At 71.9% G+C, this 17,342-nt stretch carries 14 protein-coding genes and 1 pseudogene; 4 read left to right on the plus strand and 11 right to left on the minus strand.

The genetic code is table 11. The annotated features are described in order from the left end of the window. Positions 1-57 precede the first annotated feature (57 nt). Positions 58-1,017, minus strand: coding sequence for a PDDEXK family nuclease (locus NFX31_RS10875; protein WP_262955698.1), 960 nt, complete (start codon positions 1,015-1,017; stop codon positions 58-60). Positions 1,018-1,197: 180 nt separating this feature from the next. After that, positions 1,198-1,620, minus strand: a complete 423-nt coding sequence (locus NFX31_RS10880; protein WP_045251702.1) for a membrane protein — start codon at positions 1,618-1,620, stop codon at positions 1,198-1,200. 60 nt (positions 1,621-1,680) lie between these two features. On the opposite strand from NFX31_RS10880, the gene NFX31_RS10885 reads away from it, so the two are divergent. After that, positions 1,681-2,745: a DNA polymerase IV gene (locus NFX31_RS10885; RefSeq protein WP_262955699.1), complete on the plus strand. Its 1,065-nt coding sequence runs from the start codon at positions 1,681-1,683 to the stop codon at positions 2,743-2,745. A 12-nt stretch (positions 2,746-2,757) separates the two neighbouring features. Here the strand turns inward: NFX31_RS10885 and NFX31_RS10890 are convergent, their stop codons facing one another. Continuing rightward, the gene (locus NFX31_RS10890; RefSeq protein WP_045251701.1) at positions 2,758-3,774 is read right to left on the minus strand and encodes an NAD(P)-dependent alcohol dehydrogenase; all 1,017 of its coding nucleotides are present in this window, start codon (positions 3,772-3,774) and stop codon (positions 2,758-2,760) included. A gap of 87 nt (positions 3,775-3,861) precedes the next feature. On the opposite strand from NFX31_RS10890, the gene NFX31_RS10895 reads away from it, so the two are divergent. Next, a complete protein-coding gene (locus tag NFX31_RS10895) occupies positions 3,862-4,527 on the plus strand; it encodes a TetR/AcrR family transcriptional regulator (protein WP_262955701.1) in 666 nt (221 codons plus the stop codon). 12 nt (positions 4,528-4,539) lie between these two features. Here NFX31_RS10895 and prfA read toward each other — a convergent pair whose 3' ends face one another. From prfA to lysA, 5 genes are all read right to left on the minus strand, one after another. Further along, complete coding sequence (gene prfA, locus NFX31_RS10900) at positions 4,540-5,619, minus strand: peptide chain release factor 1 (protein WP_045251699.1); 1,080 nt, start codon at positions 5,617-5,619, stop codon at positions 4,540-4,542. 41 nt (positions 5,620-5,660) lie between these two features. Next, positions 5,661-7,595, minus strand: coding sequence for a transcription termination factor Rho (gene rho, locus NFX31_RS10905; RefSeq protein ID WP_045251698.1), 1,935 nt, complete (start codon positions 7,593-7,595; stop codon positions 5,661-5,663). A 197-nt stretch (positions 7,596-7,792) separates the two neighbouring features. Further along, complete coding sequence (gene thrB / locus NFX31_RS10910; protein ID WP_045251697.1) at positions 7,793-8,728, minus strand: homoserine kinase; 936 nt, start codon at positions 8,726-8,728, stop codon at positions 7,793-7,795. A gap of 19 nt (positions 8,729-8,747) precedes the next feature. After that, on the minus strand, positions 8,748-10,067 hold the full coding sequence (locus NFX31_RS10915; RefSeq protein WP_045251696.1) for a homoserine dehydrogenase: 1,320 nt from the start codon (positions 10,065-10,067) through the stop codon (positions 8,748-8,750). Beyond that, positions 10,064-11,512, minus strand: a complete 1,449-nt coding sequence (lysA, locus tag NFX31_RS10920; RefSeq protein ID WP_045251695.1) for a diaminopimelate decarboxylase — start codon at positions 11,510-11,512, stop codon at positions 10,064-10,066. Before lysA ends, NFX31_RS10915 begins: the two co-directional genes overlap by 4 nt. A 139-nt stretch (positions 11,513-11,651) precedes the next feature. On the opposite strand from lysA, the pseudogene NFX31_RS10925 reads away from it, so the two are divergent. Continuing rightward, a pseudogene (locus NFX31_RS10925) lies at positions 11,652-12,045 on the plus strand (VOC family protein). 74 nt (positions 12,046-12,119) lie between these two features. On the opposite strand, the gene NFX31_RS10930 reads toward NFX31_RS10925, so the two are convergent. After that, the gene (locus NFX31_RS10930) at positions 12,120-13,472 is read right to left on the minus strand and encodes an HNH endonuclease signature motif containing protein (RefSeq protein ID WP_262955703.1); all 1,353 of its coding nucleotides are present in this window, start codon (positions 13,470-13,472) and stop codon (positions 12,120-12,122) included. Positions 13,473-13,677: 205 nt separating this feature from the next. On the opposite strand from NFX31_RS10930, the gene NFX31_RS10935 reads away from it, so the two are divergent. Then, positions 13,678-14,721 carry a YhjD/YihY/BrkB family envelope integrity protein gene (locus NFX31_RS10935; protein WP_082072437.1) on the plus strand — a complete coding sequence of 348 codons (1,044 nt, stop codon included), beginning with the start codon at positions 13,678-13,680 and terminating at the stop codon, positions 14,719-14,721. A 1-nt stretch (position 14,722) separates the two neighbouring features. Here NFX31_RS10935 and NFX31_RS10940 read toward each other — a convergent pair whose 3' ends face one another. Both NFX31_RS10940 and argS read right to left on the minus strand, forming a co-directional pair. Further along, a complete protein-coding gene (locus tag NFX31_RS10940) occupies positions 14,723-15,640 on the minus strand; it encodes an LmeA family phospholipid-binding protein (protein ID WP_091481829.1) in 918 nt (305 codons plus the stop codon). 1 nt (position 15,641) lies between these two features. Then, positions 15,642-17,309, minus strand: coding sequence for an arginine--tRNA ligase (argS, locus tag NFX31_RS10945; RefSeq protein ID WP_091481833.1), 1,668 nt, complete (start codon positions 17,307-17,309; stop codon positions 15,642-15,644). Positions 17,310-17,342 lie beyond the last annotated feature (33 nt).

Raw genomic sequence — 17,342 nt, forward strand, 5'->3', positions numbered from 1 at the left:
TGGGGTTCAGGGCCCGAAACCCACCGTTTGACGCAAACAGACGGAGGGACGGAAGGGTCAGGCGGCGAGACCGGCACGTACGCGGCGCACGACCTCCCGCGGGGCACGGTAGACGTGCTCGGACGTCAGCCGGACGACGCGCCATCCGGCCTCCGCGTAGGCCTGGTACTTGTCGATGTCGCGCTGGAGCTGCGCACGGGTGAGGTGGCCGTCGCTCTCGTACTCGATCGCGAGCCTGCTCTCGGGGTACGCCAGCTCGCTGCAGCCGAGGAACCGCCCGAGATCGTCGTAGACATCCCAGTCCAGCGTCGGCTCGGGCATCCGCGCATCATGCAGGATCAGGCGGATCTGCGTCTCGGGCGGTGATGCAGAACCGGTGCGGGCGAGCGCGAGCGCGCGACGCAGGGCGGGAGCCCCGGGGCGTCCCTTCCGTTCGGCGAAGGCCGCCAGCTCGGCGCGGGTCGCGAGCGCCGTGTCCGCCACCGGTGCGAATCCCCCGGGATGGCGCGGGATGTGCAGGACGAAGTCGGCGGCCGCCACCAGCTCGTCGTCGGTGAGCAGTCCTCCGAGGCTGGCCCAGGTGCTCGCCGGATCCGTGACCCTGACACCCCTCGACGCCACGGTGCGGACGAATCCCGTCGAGAACTGATGGCCGCGGATCCCCGGTCGCACCGGCGCGGTCCGAGGACGCCAGACGCCGACATGCAGGGCGGGGTCGAGACGGCGCGGAAGAGGAACGCCCCAGTGCAGCGCCGCGGTCGGTCCGCAGAAGAAGGCGTGCGCGGGCATCACGGGGAGGTAGTCCCGCAGGATCTGCTCGGCATTCTCGGCTCGCGTCTGCCACCACGGCCCCGGGTCGAGGGCGTCGTCGACGGCCGTGCCGAGGCTGCGCACGCCATGGAACGAGCGCCGCAGAGCCGGATCCCGCAGCCGCCACTCGCTGAGTCCGTGGAGCAGTCCTTCGCGCACGGTGAAGGACGACGGCAGATCCGGCGGGTGCGAGGAGGGAGATCCCATCCCCCGACTCTGACGCAGACCAGGCATCCCCCGCGCCGGTTCTCCACAGGCCCCGTCTGTTTGCGCCGATCCGTGGCGTTAGGCGCCTGGAACCCACGGTTTGACGCAAATAGAGGGAAGGGACGGGGACCGGGGCCGGCGCGGAGCCGGGCCGGCGCGGAGCCGGGCCGGCGCGGAGGGTCAGCGCTTCTTCGCGGCGGCCTTGAGCGCGGCCGCCTCGCGCACCTCGCGCTTGATCAGCAGCAGCGGCAGCACGACCGTGCACAGCGCCGTGATGATCCAGACGACGACGGGACCCAGGATCCAGCCCAGGGCGTCGGTGATCCGCAGGCCGCCGATCGGCAGCAGCACGACGATGAGCAGCGCCGCGAACGTCGAGATGATGCCGATCCCGCCCAGGAGCGCCGGCGCGTAACGGTTCGCCATGGACGTGATCCAGGGCGCGAGGAGGCTCTGCAGCACGGTGAAGATCAGCACGCACAGCACGAAGCCCCACCACTTGCTCCACTCGATCGTGAACCCGGTCAGCAGCAGGTCGGCCACGATGAGGCCGATCGCGGACGAAGCCAGGAAGATCAGGGTGCGCGTGAGGAAGAGGCCCATAGCCGGAGCATAGCGCGGGGCGGGTGCCGTTCCGCGGCCGCCCCGCGTACTGTCGGGGACATGCACTGGGTGCTCCATGTGGACCTCGACCAGTTCATCGCGGCGGTCGAGGTGCTGCGCCGTCCCGAGCTCGCCGGCCTCCCGTTGATCGTCGGCGGTCGTGGCGATCCCACCGAGCGCGCGGTCGTGTCGACCGCGTCCTACGAAGCACGGGAGTTCGGTGTGGGCTCCGGCATGCCGCTGCGCATCGCGGCGCGGAAGGTGCCGGACGCCGTGATCCTGCCTGTCGACGCGCCCGCCTACCTCGCCGCGTCCGCGGAGGTGATGGACGAGCTGCGCGCGCAGCCCGGCGCGGTCGTGCAGGTGCTGGGCTGGGACGAGGCGTTCGTCGGCGTCGAGACGGATGATCCCGAGGCGTATGCGCGCCGTCTGCAGCAGGCCGTCCTGGATCGCACACGGCTGCACTGCAGCGTCGGCATCGGCGATACGCTCGTGCGCGCGAAGATCGCGACGGGATTCGGCAAGCCGCGAGGGGTCTTCCGCCTCACGGCGCAGAACTGGGACGAGGTGATGGGCGACCGCGGGGTGATCGAGCTGTGGGGAGTCGGCTCGAAGGTGTCGAAGCGACTGCTCTCGCGCGGTATCCGGACGGTCGCCGAGCTCGCCGACGCGCCCGAGGACGAGCTCGTCGCTGAGTTCGGCCCGCGGATGGGGCTCTGGTACCGGGAGCTCGGGCAGGGCGGACGGTCGGCCGTCGTCGACGACACGCCCTGGGTCCCCCGCGGGCACAGCCGCGAGACGACCTATCAGGCCGATCTCACCGATCCCGCGGAGATCGAGCGGGCCGCGCTGGCTCTGCTGGATCAGGTCCTCGACGACGTCGCCGAGGACGGGCGGGGCGTCATCGGGCTGGCGCTCAAGGTGCGCTATGCGCCGTTCACGACGAAGACGTTCACGAAGCGGATCCCGGAGACCGCCGACCGGGCCGTCGTCGTCGACAGAGCCAGGGAGCTCATCGCCCGGATCGCCCCCGACCGGGCCGTGCGCCTTCTGGGCCTGCGCGCCGAGATGGCTCTTCCGGACGACGCGAGGGAAGGACGCACACCGACGCGCGGTGCATGGTGACGGCCTCGCGGATCAGAGGGGTTCGGCGGCGAGCTGCGGGTGCAGCACGAGGTTGCCGGTCTTGCGGCCCGAGTCGACGCGCGCGTGCGCCGCGGCGAGGCCGTCCAGCGGAAGGGCGTCGTCCACGACGACGCGCAGCGCACCGGATCCGACCAGGTCGAGCAGCGTCGTGAAGTCCTCGGGGCGCTGCGGGGCGGTGCCCGTCTTGACCGGACCGCGGGCCGCGATGATCTCGCCGAGGGTCGCTGCGGCGAGCAGCAGTCTCCCTCCCTCGGCGAGAAGCGGTCGTCCTGTCTTCGGGCTCAGCGCGCCGACCGTGTCGAACACGACGTCGAAGCGCTCGCCGTGCTCCGCGAGCGCACGGGTCGGCGTGACCCGGTAGTCGACGACCCGGTCGGCCCCGAGGGATCTGACGAGCTCGGCGTTCTGCGCGCTCGTCACCGCGGTGACCGTGGCTCCGAGGTGCTTCGCGAGCTGCACCGCGTTGGTTCCGACCGCCCCCGCCGCCCCGACGACCAGCACCCGTTCGCCCGGGCGCACCGCAGCTCTGTCGCGGAGGAAGGAGAGCGCGGTGGTGCCGCCGAACAGCACTCCCGCCGCATCGTCGAAGGAGATCCCGTCGTCGATGCGCACGAGCCGGGAGGCGGACACCGTGACGAGCTCGGCGTGCGCCCCCATCCGCGCCCCCGTCATGCCGCAGACGCGGTCGCCGACCGCGAGCCCGGACGCCGGCGAAGTGCCCCCGCGACGGCGCCGACCGACCTCGACCCCCTCGCCGACCGCCTCGACGACACCGGAGAAGACCACGCCGAGCACCGCGGCCCTGGGTCCCCGCAGTCCGAGCGCGAGCCTGCCCGGCAGGGCGAACCCGCGCGGGAAGCGCGCACCGCGGATGCGCGCGTCGCCGGAGTTGACCGTCGCCGCCATGACGCGCACGACCACCTCGCCACGGCCCGCGACCGGATCGGCCACGGTCGCGATCCGCACGACCGACGGCGGTCCGTACCGCTCCACCACTCCTGCACGCATCCTGCCCCCTTACGCCTGTAAGTCTGTGCTCGTCACGATAGCCTTACAGGTGTAAGGAGCGCAACCTGCGCCCGGAACGGAGTCGACATGCCCCCGCGCACCCCGCTCAGCCGTGAACGCATCGTCGCGGCCGCGACGCAGGTCGCGGACGAGGGCGGTCTGGGGGCGGTGAGCATGCGGAGCGTCGGCAGGGCGCTGGGCGCCGAGGCGATGTCGCTCTACCACCACGTGTCCGGCAAGGAGGAGCTGCTCGACCTGCTCGCCGACGCGGCGTTCGCCCAGATCCCTCTGCTCGAGCTCGGCACGCCCTGGCGTGCGGCGATGACCTCGCGCGCCCACGCCATGCGCGCCGTGCTCAAGAGGCACCCCTGGGCGCTGTCCCTGCTCGAGTCGCGATCGCACCCGGGCGAGGCGGTGATGCGCCACCACGACCGCGTGCTCGGGCTGCTGCGCAGCGACGGCTTCGAGCTCGTGCTGGCCGCCCACGCCTACTCGGTGCTCGATGCGTACATCTACGGCTTCGTGCTCACCGAGCTCAGCCTGCCGTTCACCCCCGAGACGGGTCCCGACGCCTACGCCGAGGGGCTGGAGCTTCCCGCCGCAGACTATCCGCACCTCGCCGAGATGCTCGAGCAGATGGTCGTCGGGCACGACTACGCGTTCGGCGACGAGTTCGACTACGGCCTGGATCTCGTGCTCGACCAGCTGGAGGTGCGGCGGGCGGCTCAGGGCGGACGCCGCCGCGACCAGTGATGAGGAGCGCGGTCAGTCCTCGCTGCCGAGGGCGGCGAGGCGCGCCTCCTCGTCCGCGTGGATCGCGGACTCGATGATCGGCTCGAGCGCGCCGTCCATCACCTGGTCGAGGTTGTAGGCCTTGAAGCCGGTGCGGTGATCCGCGATGCGGTTCTCCGGGAAGTTGTAGGTGCGGATCCGCTCCGAGCGGTCCATGCCGCGGATCTGCGAGCGCCGGGCGTCGCTCGCGGCGGCGTCGAGCACCTCCTGCTGCTTCGCGAGCAGACGGGCGCGCAGCACGCGCATCGCCGCCTCGCGGTTCTGCAGCTGCGACTTCTCGTTCTGCATCGACACCACGATCCCGCTCGGGACGTGCGTGATGCGCACGGCGGAGTCGGTCGTGTTGACCGACTGACCGCCCGGTCCCGAGGAGCGGAACACGTCGATCTTGAGGTCGTTCTGGTTGATCGCGATCTCGTCGGGCTCGTCCACCTCGGGGAACACCAGCACCCCGGTCGTGGACGTGTGGATCCGCCCCTGCGACTCCGTCGCCGGCACGCGCTGCACGCGGTGGACGCCGCCCTCGTACTTGAGGTGCGCCCAGACGCCCTGGGACGGATCCGTGGAGGAACCCTTGATCGCGACCTGGACGTCCTTGTAGCCGCCGAGGTCGGACTCGGTGCGCTCCAGGAGCTCGGTCTTCCACCCCTTCGACGCGGCGTACTGCACGTACATGCGCAGCAGATCGGCTGCGAAGAGCGCGGACTCGGCGCCGCCCTCCCCCGCCTTGATCTCCATGATCACGTCACGGGCGTCGTCGGGGTCGCGGGGGATCAGCAGGCGCCGCAGTCGTTCCTGCGCCTGCTGCAGGTGATCCTCCATGCCGGGGATCTCCGCCGCGATCGACTCGTCCTCGCGGGCGAACTCGCGCGCCGTCTCGAGATCCTCGCCGGCGGCGATCCAGTCGTCATGCGCCTTCACGATGCGGCTGAGCTCGGCGTAGCGCCGGTTGACGCGCTTCGCCCGCGCCGCGTCGGCGTGCACCTCAGGGTCGGAGAGCTCCTTCTCCACCCTGCGGTGCTCGTCGCGCAGCGCCTCGACCTGTTCGAACATGACGACCGGATCCCGGACGATGACTGATCCGCGGACGCGGGTCAGCGGATGCTGTTCTCGGACGCGTGGCTGTGGCCCGTGCCGGAGGCCGGCTTGCCCAGCTGCGCGTTCTGCATCTGCAGCAGGAACTCGACGTTCGACTCGGTCTCCTTGAGCTTGCCGAGGACGACCTCGAGGGCCTGCTGCGGGTCGAGCCCGGCGAGGGCGCGGCGCAGCTTCCAGGTGATCTTGACCTCGTCGGGGCTCAGCAGCATCTCCTCGCGGCGGGTCGAGGACGCGTTGACGTCGACGGCCGGGAAGATCCGCTTGTCGGCGAGGGCGCGCGACAGGCGCAGCTCGCTGTTGCCGGTGCCCTTGAACTCCTCGAAGATGACCTCGTCCATCTTGGATCCGGTCTCGACGAGAGCGGTGGCGAGGATCGTGAGGGATCCGCCGTTCTCGATGTTGCGCGCCGCGCCGAAGAAGCGCTTGGGCGGATACAGCGCCGAGGCGTCCACACCGCCGGTGAGCACACGGCCCGAGGCCGGCGCCGCGATGTTGTACGCACGCCCCAGACGGGTGATCGAGTCGAGCAGCACGACCACGTCGCGGCCCAGCTCGACGAGGCGCTTGGCGCGCTCGATCGCGAGCTCGGCGACCGTGGTGTGGTCCTCCGCCGGGCGGTCGAAGGTCGAGGCGATGACCTCGCCCTTCACGGTGCGCTGCATGTCGGTGACCTCTTCGGGGCGCTCGTCGACGAGCACGACCATGAGGTGCACCTCGGGGTTGTTCTGCGCGATCGCGTTGGCGATCTGCTGCAGGACGATCGTCTTGCCGGCCTTCGGGGGCGCGACGATGAGACCGCGCTGGCCCTTGCCGATCGGGGCGACCAGGTCGATGATGCGCTGCGTGAGCTTCTCCGGCGCCGTCTCCAGGCGCAGGCGCTCCTGCGGGTACAGCGGGGTGAGGGCGGAGAACTCGACGCGGGCGGCCGCGTCCTCCGTGCTCAGGCCGTTGATCGAGTCGACCTTGACCAGGGCGTTGTACTTCTGGCGGCCCTGCTGCTCTCCCTCGCGGGGCTGCTTGATTGCGCCGACGACCGCGTCGCCCTTGCGCAGGTTGTACTTCTTCACCTGGCCGAGCGACACGTACACGTCGCTGGGGCCGGAGAGGTATCCGGTGGTGCGCACGAACGCGTAGTTGTCGAGCACGTCCAGGATGCCTGCGATCGGGATCAGGACGTCGTCCTCGCCGATCTCGGTCTCGAACTCGTCGACGTTCTGGTTGCCGCCGCCCCGGCGCTTGTTGCGCTGCCGGCTGCGGCTGCTGCCGCCGTCCTCGTCGGCGTCGGCGGGAGCACCGCCGCGACCGTTCTGGTTCTGGTTCTGGTTCTGGCCGCCGTTGTTCTGGCCGCCGTTGCCCTGGCCGTCCTGACCGCCGTTGCGGTTGCGGCTGCGCGAGCGCGAGCGGCTGCGGCTGCGGCCGGTCTGCTCCTCGCCGGTCTCGGCGGGCGCCTCGGACGCCTGGTCGGACGCCGCGGCGTCAGCCGGCGCGTCCTTCGGGGCGGACTCGGCCAGCGCCTCGGCGGGAGCGGCGTCGGCCGTCTCTGCCGGAGCGTCCTCGGTCTTCTTCGCACGGCTGCGACGCGGGGCCTTGGCCTTCGGCGCGTCCTCGGAGGGAGCAGCCTCGGCGGCAGGGGCGTCCGCGGCGGGAGCGTCGGCGGACGCGGTCTCGGCCGGAGCCTCCTCGATCTTCTTCGCACGGCTGCGACGCGGGGCCTTGGCCTTCGGCGCCTCCTCGGCCGGAGCGGCCTCAGCGGCGGGGGCCTCGGCGGCGGGGGCTGCGACGACGGTGTCGCCGGCCTCGGCCGCCTTGGCCGCGCTCGCGGTGGTCGCTCGGCGCGGGGCGCGCTTGCGCGGCGCCTTCGGGGCGTCCTCGGCGGACGCGTCGCCGGCCGGAGCCGAGCTGTCGATCTGGGTCTCGGAGATGGTCTCCACGAGTACTCCTCTTGTAAGACGTGGGTGTTCGACGCGCACACGGCAGATTGCCGGGGCGCGACCGCACGATCATGCCGAGAACAGGCTGTCCCCTGCATGCCACCCGGAGAACACGCTCTCGACGAGCTCGGTGACCGGCTCGCGGTGCGGTTTCGGATGCTGTGCGGCTGACGCAGGAAGTGCGTCGCGGGCCGGGATCACGATTGTGACGAAGAACCCTCCGCTCGTTCCCTCACTGTACCACCTCGCACATCGACGGCGACCATCTGCGGGATCCACGGAGTGTCCGTCGCCGTCTCCGCGATGCGGACCGCGTCGAGACGGCTTCCCGGGCCGTCGCAGAGCACGAGGACGCTCGGCCCGGCGCCCGAGACGACGGCCGCGAAGCCCTCCGCCCGCAGTGCGCGCACGAGGCGGTTCGTCTCGGGCATGGCGGGTGCACGGTAGTCCTGATGCAGCCGGTCGTCCGTGGCGTCCAGCAGCACGTCGGGGCTCTGCGTGAGCGCGGCGATCAACAGCGCCGACCGCGAGACGTTGAACACCGCGTCCTCGCTCGGCACGTGCTGCGGCTGCAGGCTGCGCGCCGCCTTGGTCGACATCGTGTATCCGGGCACGAGCACGAGGGGCGAGACTCCGCGGTGCACCAGCAGCTTCTTGTGCTGCGGGCCGCGCTCCCCCGTCCAGGCGATCGTGAGTCCGCCGAACAGTGCGGGCGCGACGTTGTCGGGATGCCCCTCGAGCTCGGTCGCCAGGCGCAGCAGCGCCTCGTCGTCGAGCTCGACGATCCCCTCGAGCAGCCCCTTGGCCGCGAGGACGCCCGCGGCCACGGCGGCTCCGGAGGAGCCGAGCCCCCGGCCATGCGGCACCCCGTTGCGCGCGACGAGGCGGATGCCCGGCATCGCGATGCCGGCGTCGGCGAACACGTGGGCGATGGAGCGGACGACGAGGTTCGACGGGTCGCGCGCGATCTCCTCGGCACCGGATCCGGAGACCTCGATCTCATAGGTCCCCGGCTCGAGCGCGGTGACCTCCAGCTCGTCGTACATGCTCAGGGCCAGGCCGAGGGTGTCGAACCCGGGGCCGAGGTTGGCGCTGGTGGCGGGGACGCGCACCTCGACGGTGCGCCCCGGCATCGGTGCGGCAGCGCTCACGTCACTCCCCCTCGACGCGCAGGACCGACACCACGCGGGTGACGGCCGCGCTGTCGGCCAGGCGGGCGACGGTGTCGCTGAGGGCCTGCTCGGTCGCGCGGTGCGTGCCGATGACGAGGCGGGCGGTCTTGCTGTCCTCGCCGCCCTCCACCGTCTGCAGGGCGGTGGCGATCGAGACGCCGTGGTCGCTGAGGATCCCGGCGACGGTCGCGAGCACGCCCGTGACGTCGGCGACCTCGATCGTGATCTGGTAGCGGGTCGTGATGTGCCCGAACGGCGCGATCGGCAGGCTCTGCCGCGCGGACTCCCCCACGCCGACGCCGCCGGCGATGTGGCGACGCGCGGCGGAGACGACGTCGCCGAGCACGGCCGACGCCGTCTGCACTCCGCCGGCGCCCGCGCCGTAGAACATCAGCGGCCCGGCCGCCTCGGCCTCCACGAACACGGCGTTGTTGCCGCCGTGCACGCTGGCCAGGGGGTGGTCGCGGTCGATCAGCGCCGGGTACACGCGCACCGAGACGGCGTCGCCGGCGGGCTCGGAGAGGCGCTCGCACACGGCGAGCAGCTTGATCACGTAGCCCGCGCGACGGGCGTCCTCGATCATGTCAGCGGTGACCGACGAGATGCCCTCGCGGTGCACGTCGTCGATCGAGACCTGGGTGTGGAAGGCCAGGCTCGCGAGGATCGCGGCCTTCTGCGCCGCGTCGAAGCCCTCGAGGTCCAGGGTCGGATCCGCCTCGAGGTAGCCCAGGTCGGTGGCGATCCGCTGCGCCTCCTCGGCGCTCAGCCCCTGACGGTCCATGGAGTCGAGGATGAAGTTCGTGCTGCCGTTGACGATGCCGAAGATCCGCTCGATCCGGTCGCCGGCGAGCGAGTCGCGCAGCGGCCGGATGATCGGGATCGCGGCGGCGACGGCGGCCTCGTACGACACGGAGGCGCCCACCTGATCGGCGGCCTCGAAGATCTCCGCGCCGTGCGTCGCGAGCAGCGCCTTGTTGCCGGTGACGACGTCGGCGCCGCTGCGCAGCGCCTGCAGCACGTAGCCGCGCGCCGGCTCGATGCCGCCCATGAGCTCGATCACGATGTCGGCGCCGAGGATCAGCGCCTCGGCGTCGGTGGTGAGCAGTTCGCGCGGCAGCTCCGCGTCGCGCGGCGCGTTCACGTCGCGGACCAGGATCCCCGCGAGCTCGAGCGTCGCGCCGCTGCGCTCGGAGAGGTCGGCGCCGTGCGCGAGCAGCAGGCGCGCGACCTGCGACCCCACGGATCCGGCCCCGAGCAGGGCGACGCGGAGGGTGCGGCGGTGGCCGTCGAGTTCCGTCATGCTTCTCCTTCTCCGGTGCGGGCACCGGTGCGCTCCGAGGTCCCGGGGGCGGCGATGCCGGCGTCCCGGGAGAGGAGGTCGGCGAGGGTCTCCCCCCGCACGATCACCCGCGCCTGGCCGTCGCGGACGGCGACGACCGCGGGGCGCGGGGTGTGGTTGTAGTTGCTGGACAGCGCGTGGCAGTAGGCGCCGGTCGCCGGCACCGCGAGCAGGTCGCCCGGGGTGACGTCGGAGGGGAGGTACTCGTGGTCGACGACGACATCCCCGGATTCGCAGTGCGAGCCCACGACGCGCGCCAGCACGGGGGCGCCCGTGCCCTCGCGCGACGCGATGCGCGCCGAGTACTGGGATCCGTACAGGGCGGGACGGGCGTTGTCGCTCATCCCGCCGTCGACGCTCACGTAGAGGCGCTCACCCCGATCACCGAGGGACACCTCCTTGGTGGTGCCGACCTCGTACAGGGTGACGCCGGCCTGGCCCACGACCGCACGGCCGGGCTCGAAGGCGAGGATCGGGATCGGGATGCCCCGCACCTCGCACTCGCGCGCGACGGCGTCGACGATCGAGTCCGCGAGCTCCTCGATGGGCGTCGGGTCATCGGCGGACGTGTAAGCGATGCCGAAGCCGCCGCCGAGGTTGAGCATCGGGAGCTCACCGCCCTCGCGCAGCGCCGCGTGCAGTTCGATCATGCGAGAGGCCGACTCGGCGAAGCCGCGGGATCCGAAGATCTGCGAGCCGATGTGGCAGTGCAGACCCCGCAGCTTCAGGCTGGGGATCTCGCGGATCCGCTCGACGAGCGCGGGCGCGGCCTCCAGCGGCGTCCCGAACTTCTGGTCCTCGTGCGCGGTGGCGAGGAAGTCGTGGGTCTCGGCGTGCACGCCGCTGTTCACGCGCAGCAGCACGCGCTGCACCGCGCCACGGCGCTCGGCGATCGCGCCGAGGCGCTCGATCTCGATCGCCGAGTCGAGGATGATCGTGCCGACGCCGACCGCGACAGCGCGCTCGAGCTCTGCGACGCTCTTGTTGTTGCCGTGGAAGCCGATCCGCGACGGCTTGACGCCGGCCGCGAGCGCGATCTCGAGCTCGCCACCGCTGCAGACGTCGACGCGGAGCCCCTCCTGCGTCACCCACCGGGCGACCTCGGTGCTGAGGAACGCCTTGCCGGCGTAGTAGACACGCGCCTTGGTTCCGTGCGCGGCGGCCGCGTCGTGGAAGGCGCTCCGGATGCGGGCCGCATGGGCGCGCACCTCCGCCTCGTCGAGCACGTACAGCGGCGTGCCGAATCGTGCACGCAGTTCGGCGACGCCCACGCCGCCGAGCTCGAGCTCTCCGTCTGCGTCGCGGCGCGCGGACGCGGGCCACACCCCCGGGGCGAGTCCGTTCGGATCGGCCGGGATTTCCAGCCAGGCCGGAGCGAGCGCGTCGTCGGGCGATGCGGAAAGCACAGGGCACCAATCGTCGTGTGGGACTCGGGTTTCGAGCGCGGCCCAGAGCGGGCCGGGTTCTGAGAATTCTAGAGCACCGCACTGCCCCGACCCGACGGGTGTGACGGCCGCGCGGCACCCGACCTGCTTGGATGTGATCGTGCGCGGATTCCATCATGTCGAGCTGTGGGTCGCGGATCTGGATCGCGCGCGGTCCGAGTGGTCCTGGCTCCTGGACCGCCTGGGCTTCACGCTCGACGCCGCCTGGGAGGACGGAAGCTCCTGGCGGGCGGATGACTCCTATCTCACCGTCTGCGTGCCCCCCGGACTGCGCGGCGAAAGGCATGACCGCAGGCTTCCCGGCCTCAACCACCTCGCCTTCCACGGCGGGTCGAGGAGCGACGTCGACCGCCTGATGGCCGAGGCGCCGGAGCACGGCTGGAACGCGCTGTACGACGATCGGTACCCCCCACGCGGGCGGACCCGACCACTACGCGGGCTGGCTGGAGAACAGCGAGGGGTTCAAGGCCGAGGTCGTCGCGACGGAGACGTGAGCATGCACCGAACGTGACGGTCCGCCGCCGTCGGCGCCGACCGGGTCACGACGATCAGGTCGGCCGTCCCTGGTTCAGAAGGGCGGGCGGTGTTCGGGTGGTGGGTAGGGGTCTGTGGTGGTGAAGGTGACGGGTGCGGGTGGGGTGTCGATGTAGGTGCGCCCGGTGGGGCTGGTCCATTCGAGGATCCCGGCGCCGCGTTGTGTGACGGTCCAGGAGGTGTGGTGTTTGAGGACGTGGTGTCGTCGGCAGAGGCCGCCGAGGTTGCCCGCGTCGGTCGGCCCGCCGTGTGCCGCGTCGATGGTGTGGTCGAGGTCGTGTGCGCTCGGGGGGAGCCCGCAGGTCGGGAACCGGCAGCGGGCGTCCCGGGCGTGCAGCAGGCGGCGCAGATCTGCGCCGGGCCGGTACCGATCCACCGCGAGGACCCCGCCGGTGACGGGGTGGGTCAGTACCCGTTCCCAGGAGGTGACGTCGCCGGCGAGGATCCGTGCCGTGTCCGTGTCGATCGGGGATCGGCCGGTGAGTTCCCCGGGTTGTTCGGGAGCGTGTGGTGCGTCGGATCCGGTGGTCGCGTTGATCAGGGTGAGCACGGGGACGGTGACCTCCACCCGTGCCTGGATCGCGGACAACAGTCCGTCTGCGGTGTCGTGCCCGGACGGGGTGCCGGTGAGCAGCACATCCGCGCACAGGTCCGCGCGCAGCTGGTCGACGGTGCGCGCATCGGCCGGGTCGCCGAACGGATCCCGCATCGGCTCGCCCTTCACGGCCCGGGCGTTCGCGGTCGTGACCGCGTGGGCCTGCTGACTCAACCGGTCGTAGATCCCGTCCACGATCGCGGCGGAATGGATGAGCCCCAGCAGTTTCTGCCCGTCGCCGAGATCCTCCCGCCACACCCGACGCTTCTCCTGCGCCTGCCGGTGTCGCTCGGTCAGCGACCGCGGCGCGAGGCGTTCCGCGACCCGCTCCACCACGGCCTTCGCCCGGTGCGGGGTCTCGCCCTCCGACGCGGCGACCGCGACCGCCTCGAACTCCGCCCGGACGGCGTCACTCAACCGTGCCCCCGCGTCCTGGATCTGCCGCACATGCGGCAGCCCGATCCGCGCCTCCGCGAACGCCCGCATCGTCTCGGGGAACCGGTGCACGAGCTGCGCCGCCTGCGACATCCGCCCCTGCACGACCCGATCCGACATGTGCAGCACGCCCGCGAGCTCCGCCGCCACCGACCGATGCGCCAGCTCCGCCGACGGCCCGTGCTCCAGGGAGCCGGCGAGATCGTCGGCGATCCGCTGCGCGACGGCGAGGAAGCCCTCCTTCACCGCCTGCAGGCGGATGATCGACGCCTCCGTCGCCGCCAGACCGCTCACCACGGCGTCCAGCAGCCTGGCCGGGTCGACACCCGGATCCGCCATCGCCATGGAGCTCGTCATGACCCCATTCAACCCGGGGGCACCGACATTCCCTCGCGGAGAACTCCAGATCAGCGCACGGAAAGTTCACATCGAATCACTACTCTTCCCCACATGAAGGGCGTCGCGTCTGCCCCCTGCGACGCGGCGCCGCTCACTACCCCATCCCCCCTACCCCGCGTCAAGGGGCGCCGACCTCACCCACCCCTCTCGCTACGCTCGACGCATGGGCACCCGCACCGACTCCGAGCACGCACCGGCAGAGAAGACGCGGATCCAGAAGCGGATCGACGCGATGCTGGCACGCGTGCTGCGCTGGCGGGCGGTGCGCACCTGGCTGCTGTACGCGGAGAAGCACGGCCCCGCCCTGGCGGACGGCATCACCTACCGCGCGCTGTTCAGCGTCTTCGCCGCGGTGCTGCTGGGCTTCTCCGTCGCGGGGCTCTGGCTGTCCGGCAACAGGCAGGCGCTCGCCGCGCTCATCCGGGCCGTCGACGCCGCCGTGCCCGGGCTGATCGGATCCGACGGGCTCATCGACCCCACGACCATCGCGGCGCCGACGGGCCTCTCGATCGCGGGCGCCGCCTCGCTCGTCGGCCTCATCGGGGCGGCTCTCGGCGCGATCGGGTCGCTGCGCATCGCGCTGCGCACCCTCGCCGGCCGCCTGGCCGACGACGTGCAGTGGTACTGGGTGATCCTGCGCAACCTCGGACTCGCCGCCGGGATCGGCGTCGGCTTCGCGCTCTCGGCCGCGGCGACGGTGATCGGCTCGTTCGGCATCGACCGGATCGCCGTCCTCCTGGGCGCCGAGCATGCGGTCGCCGCGGCATGGACGGAGCGGATCGTGTCGCTGGTCGTCGTCTTCGCCCTCGACACCGCGCTCGTGGCGTCGGTCTTCGCCGTGCTCTCCGGGGTGCGCGCCGATGCGAGGACCCTGTGGGCGGGCGCCGCGATCGGCGGCGCGGGCCTGCTCGTGCTGCAGCAGCTGTCGACGCTGTTCGTCCGCAGCGCCTCCGCGAATCCGCTGCTCGCCTCCTTCGCCGCGCTCATCGCGCTGCTGCTGTGGCTCAACCTCTCCTCGCAGGTCGTCCTGCTGGCGGGCGCCTGGATCATCACCGGTGTGGAGGACGGCGAGGATCGCACCTCGGGACAGCCGCGCTCGTTCGCGGAGCGTCGACTGGACCGGGCAGAGCGTCTGCTGGCCGCGACCACGGCCGAACGCGACGCCGCGCGCGAGGCCCTGAAGGCGGAGCGGGGCGGGACTCGCTGACTCAGGACGCCGGGCAGGTGCCGTTCTCGAGCAGCGCAGGATCCGTCGTGATCGCGCTGTCCGCGGTGAAGGTGGCGATCAGCTCCCCGTCCTTCACCCGCAGCCCGCCCAGGTGCACGCCGGCGGGGAGCCGGTCTGCGATGCAGACCTTCTGCGTCGCGAAGAGCGGCTTGAGCGCCGCGCCGAACGGCGACGAGGCGACCGTGTCGGGGTCGACGGTGAGCGCTCCGATCGACGCCGAGGTCGGCGTGAAGGTGAGCTCGCCGTTCTCCGCCCCCGGAGTGAGCGCGAGGGCGAGGGGCACGCTCGCACCGAACAGCGACACCGTGCCCGCGGCCTTCACCCCGGCGCCGTCGATGGTCACCGACTCGATCGGCGTCGACGCGCCCGCAGCAGCCTTGACCGCCGCCTCGAGCTGATCGGCCGTGATGCGGAAGGTGCCGGTGGCGCTGCCGAGGGCGCCGCCACGGATCGGCACGCCCGTCGCGTCGACGTCGACCGCGCTCGTGATCGGCCCGATCGCGACGCTCTTCGTCGACAGATGGACGTCGTCCAGGCGTCCGGCGACGAGCTGCGGCAGCACGATCCCGCCGACGGCGACGTCGAGCTGCTGGTCCGCCGGGAGCTTCAGGGCCGTGATCACCTGGGAGCGGATCTGCTGGGCGACCACGGCGCGCGCGACGAACTCGCCGCCGACCACGATCCCGGCGAGCACGACCAGCACGACGCCGAGCACCCACGGCCAGCGCGCCCGGCGGCGCGGCGGAGCGACCGCCACGGGCGCCGACGGCAGCGGGGGCCGCGGCGGCACGCCGTCACCGGGCGCGGCGCCGCGCGGCAGCGGCACCGTCGGGTGCTCCTGGCCGAGATCCTGCGGATACGGCTCGGTCGGGTGGGTGCCCTCGTCCGCGCCGCTCATGTCACATCCGCTCCGGCGCCGAGACCCCCAGCAGCGAGAGACCGTTGCGGAGCACCTGGCCGGTGGCGTCGTTGAGCCACAGGCGGGTGCGGTGCACGTCCTCGACCGGGTCGTCGCCCTGCGGGATCACCCGGCAGTTGTCGTACCAGCGGTGGTAGAGCCCGGCGAGCTCCTCCAGGTAGCGCGCCACACGGTGCGGCTCGCGCACCTCCGCGGCGAACGCCACGATCCGCGGGAACTCCTGCAGTGCGCCCAGCAGCGCCGACTCGGTCTCGTGCGTGAGCAGCTCGGGGGCGAACACTGAGCGATCGACACCGGAGTCGGCGGCGTTGCGTGCCACGTTGTGGGTGCGCGCGTGCGCGTACTGCACGTAGAACACCGGATTGTCGTTCGTGCGCTTCTGCAGCAGCTCCGGATCCAGCGACAGCGGCGAGTCGGCGGGAGAGCGCTCCAGCGAGTACCGGAGCGCATCGGTGCCGAGCCACTCGCGCAGGTCGTCCATCTCGATGATGTTGCCCGCGCGCTTGCTGAGGCGCGCCCCACCCACCGACACGAGCTGCCCGATGAGCACCTCGACATCCTTCTCGGGATCGTCGCCGGCCGCGCCCGCGAGCGCCTTCAGACGGTGCACGTAGCCGTGGTGGTCGGCGCCGAGCAGGTAGATCTTGTGCTCGAAGCCCCGGTCGCCCTTGTTCAGGTAGTAGGCCGCGTCCGCAGCGAAGTAGGTGTACTCGCCGTTCGAGCGGCGGATCACGCGGTCCTTGTCGTCCCCGAAATCGGTGGTGCGCACCCACACCGCGTCGTCCTGGTCGAAGACGTGGCCCTGGGCGCGCAGGCGGTCGACCGCCTGGTCGACGAGGCTCGGACCGCCGTCCTCCCCCTTCGCGTGCAGGATCCGCTCCGAGAACCACACGTCGAAGACGACGTTGAACTTCGCGAGCGACTCCTTCTGCTCGGCGAGCTGGTACCGGTAGCCGAGCTCGCGCGCGACGAGCAGCTGTTCGGCATCGTCGAGGGTCAGGAAATCGGGCCGGTCTGCGAGCACGCGCTGCGCGATGTCGGCGATGTAGCTCCCCGCATAGCCGCCCTCCGGGGTCGGCTCGCCCTTCGCGGCCGCGACGATGGAACCCGCGAAGCGCTCCATCTGCGCGCCGGCGTCGTTGATGTAGAACTCGCGGGCGACGGTCGCACCGCTCGCGTCGAGCAGGCGCGCGATCGCGTCTCCGAGAGCCGCCCAGCGGGTGTGCCCGATGTGCAGCGGCCCGGTCGGGTTGGCCGACACGAACTCGACGTTGATCGAGCGCCCGGCCTGCGAGTCGTTCCGCCCGTAGGCCTCGCCCGCATCGACGATCACCTTCGCGAGCGCGCCGGCAGCGCCGGCCTCGAGGCGCACGTTGAGGAAGCCGGGTCCCGCGACCTCGGCCGAGGCGATCCCGTCCACCGTCGCGAGCCCGTCGGCGATCTGCTGCGCGAGCTCCCGCGGATTCGTGCCGAGCTGCTTGGCGAGGCGCATGGCGACGTTGGTCGCCCAGTCGCCGTGGTCGCGGTTGCGCGGACGCTCCAGCACGATGTCGGCGGCGTCGAGCGCGAGCGGCTCCCCGGGTCGTCGCTCGTCCGCGATCGGGACGAGGACGGACAGGATCGCTGCGGCGAGGGCTTCGGGATTCATAGGGTTCCGATTCTACGGCGTGCCGCCCGGCGG

The sequence above is a fragment of the Microbacterium azadirachtae genome (genome assembly GCF_025583665.1).
In the GTDB taxonomy this organism is placed as follows: Bacteria; Actinomycetota; Actinomycetes; order Actinomycetales; family Microbacteriaceae; genus Microbacterium; species Microbacterium azadirachtae.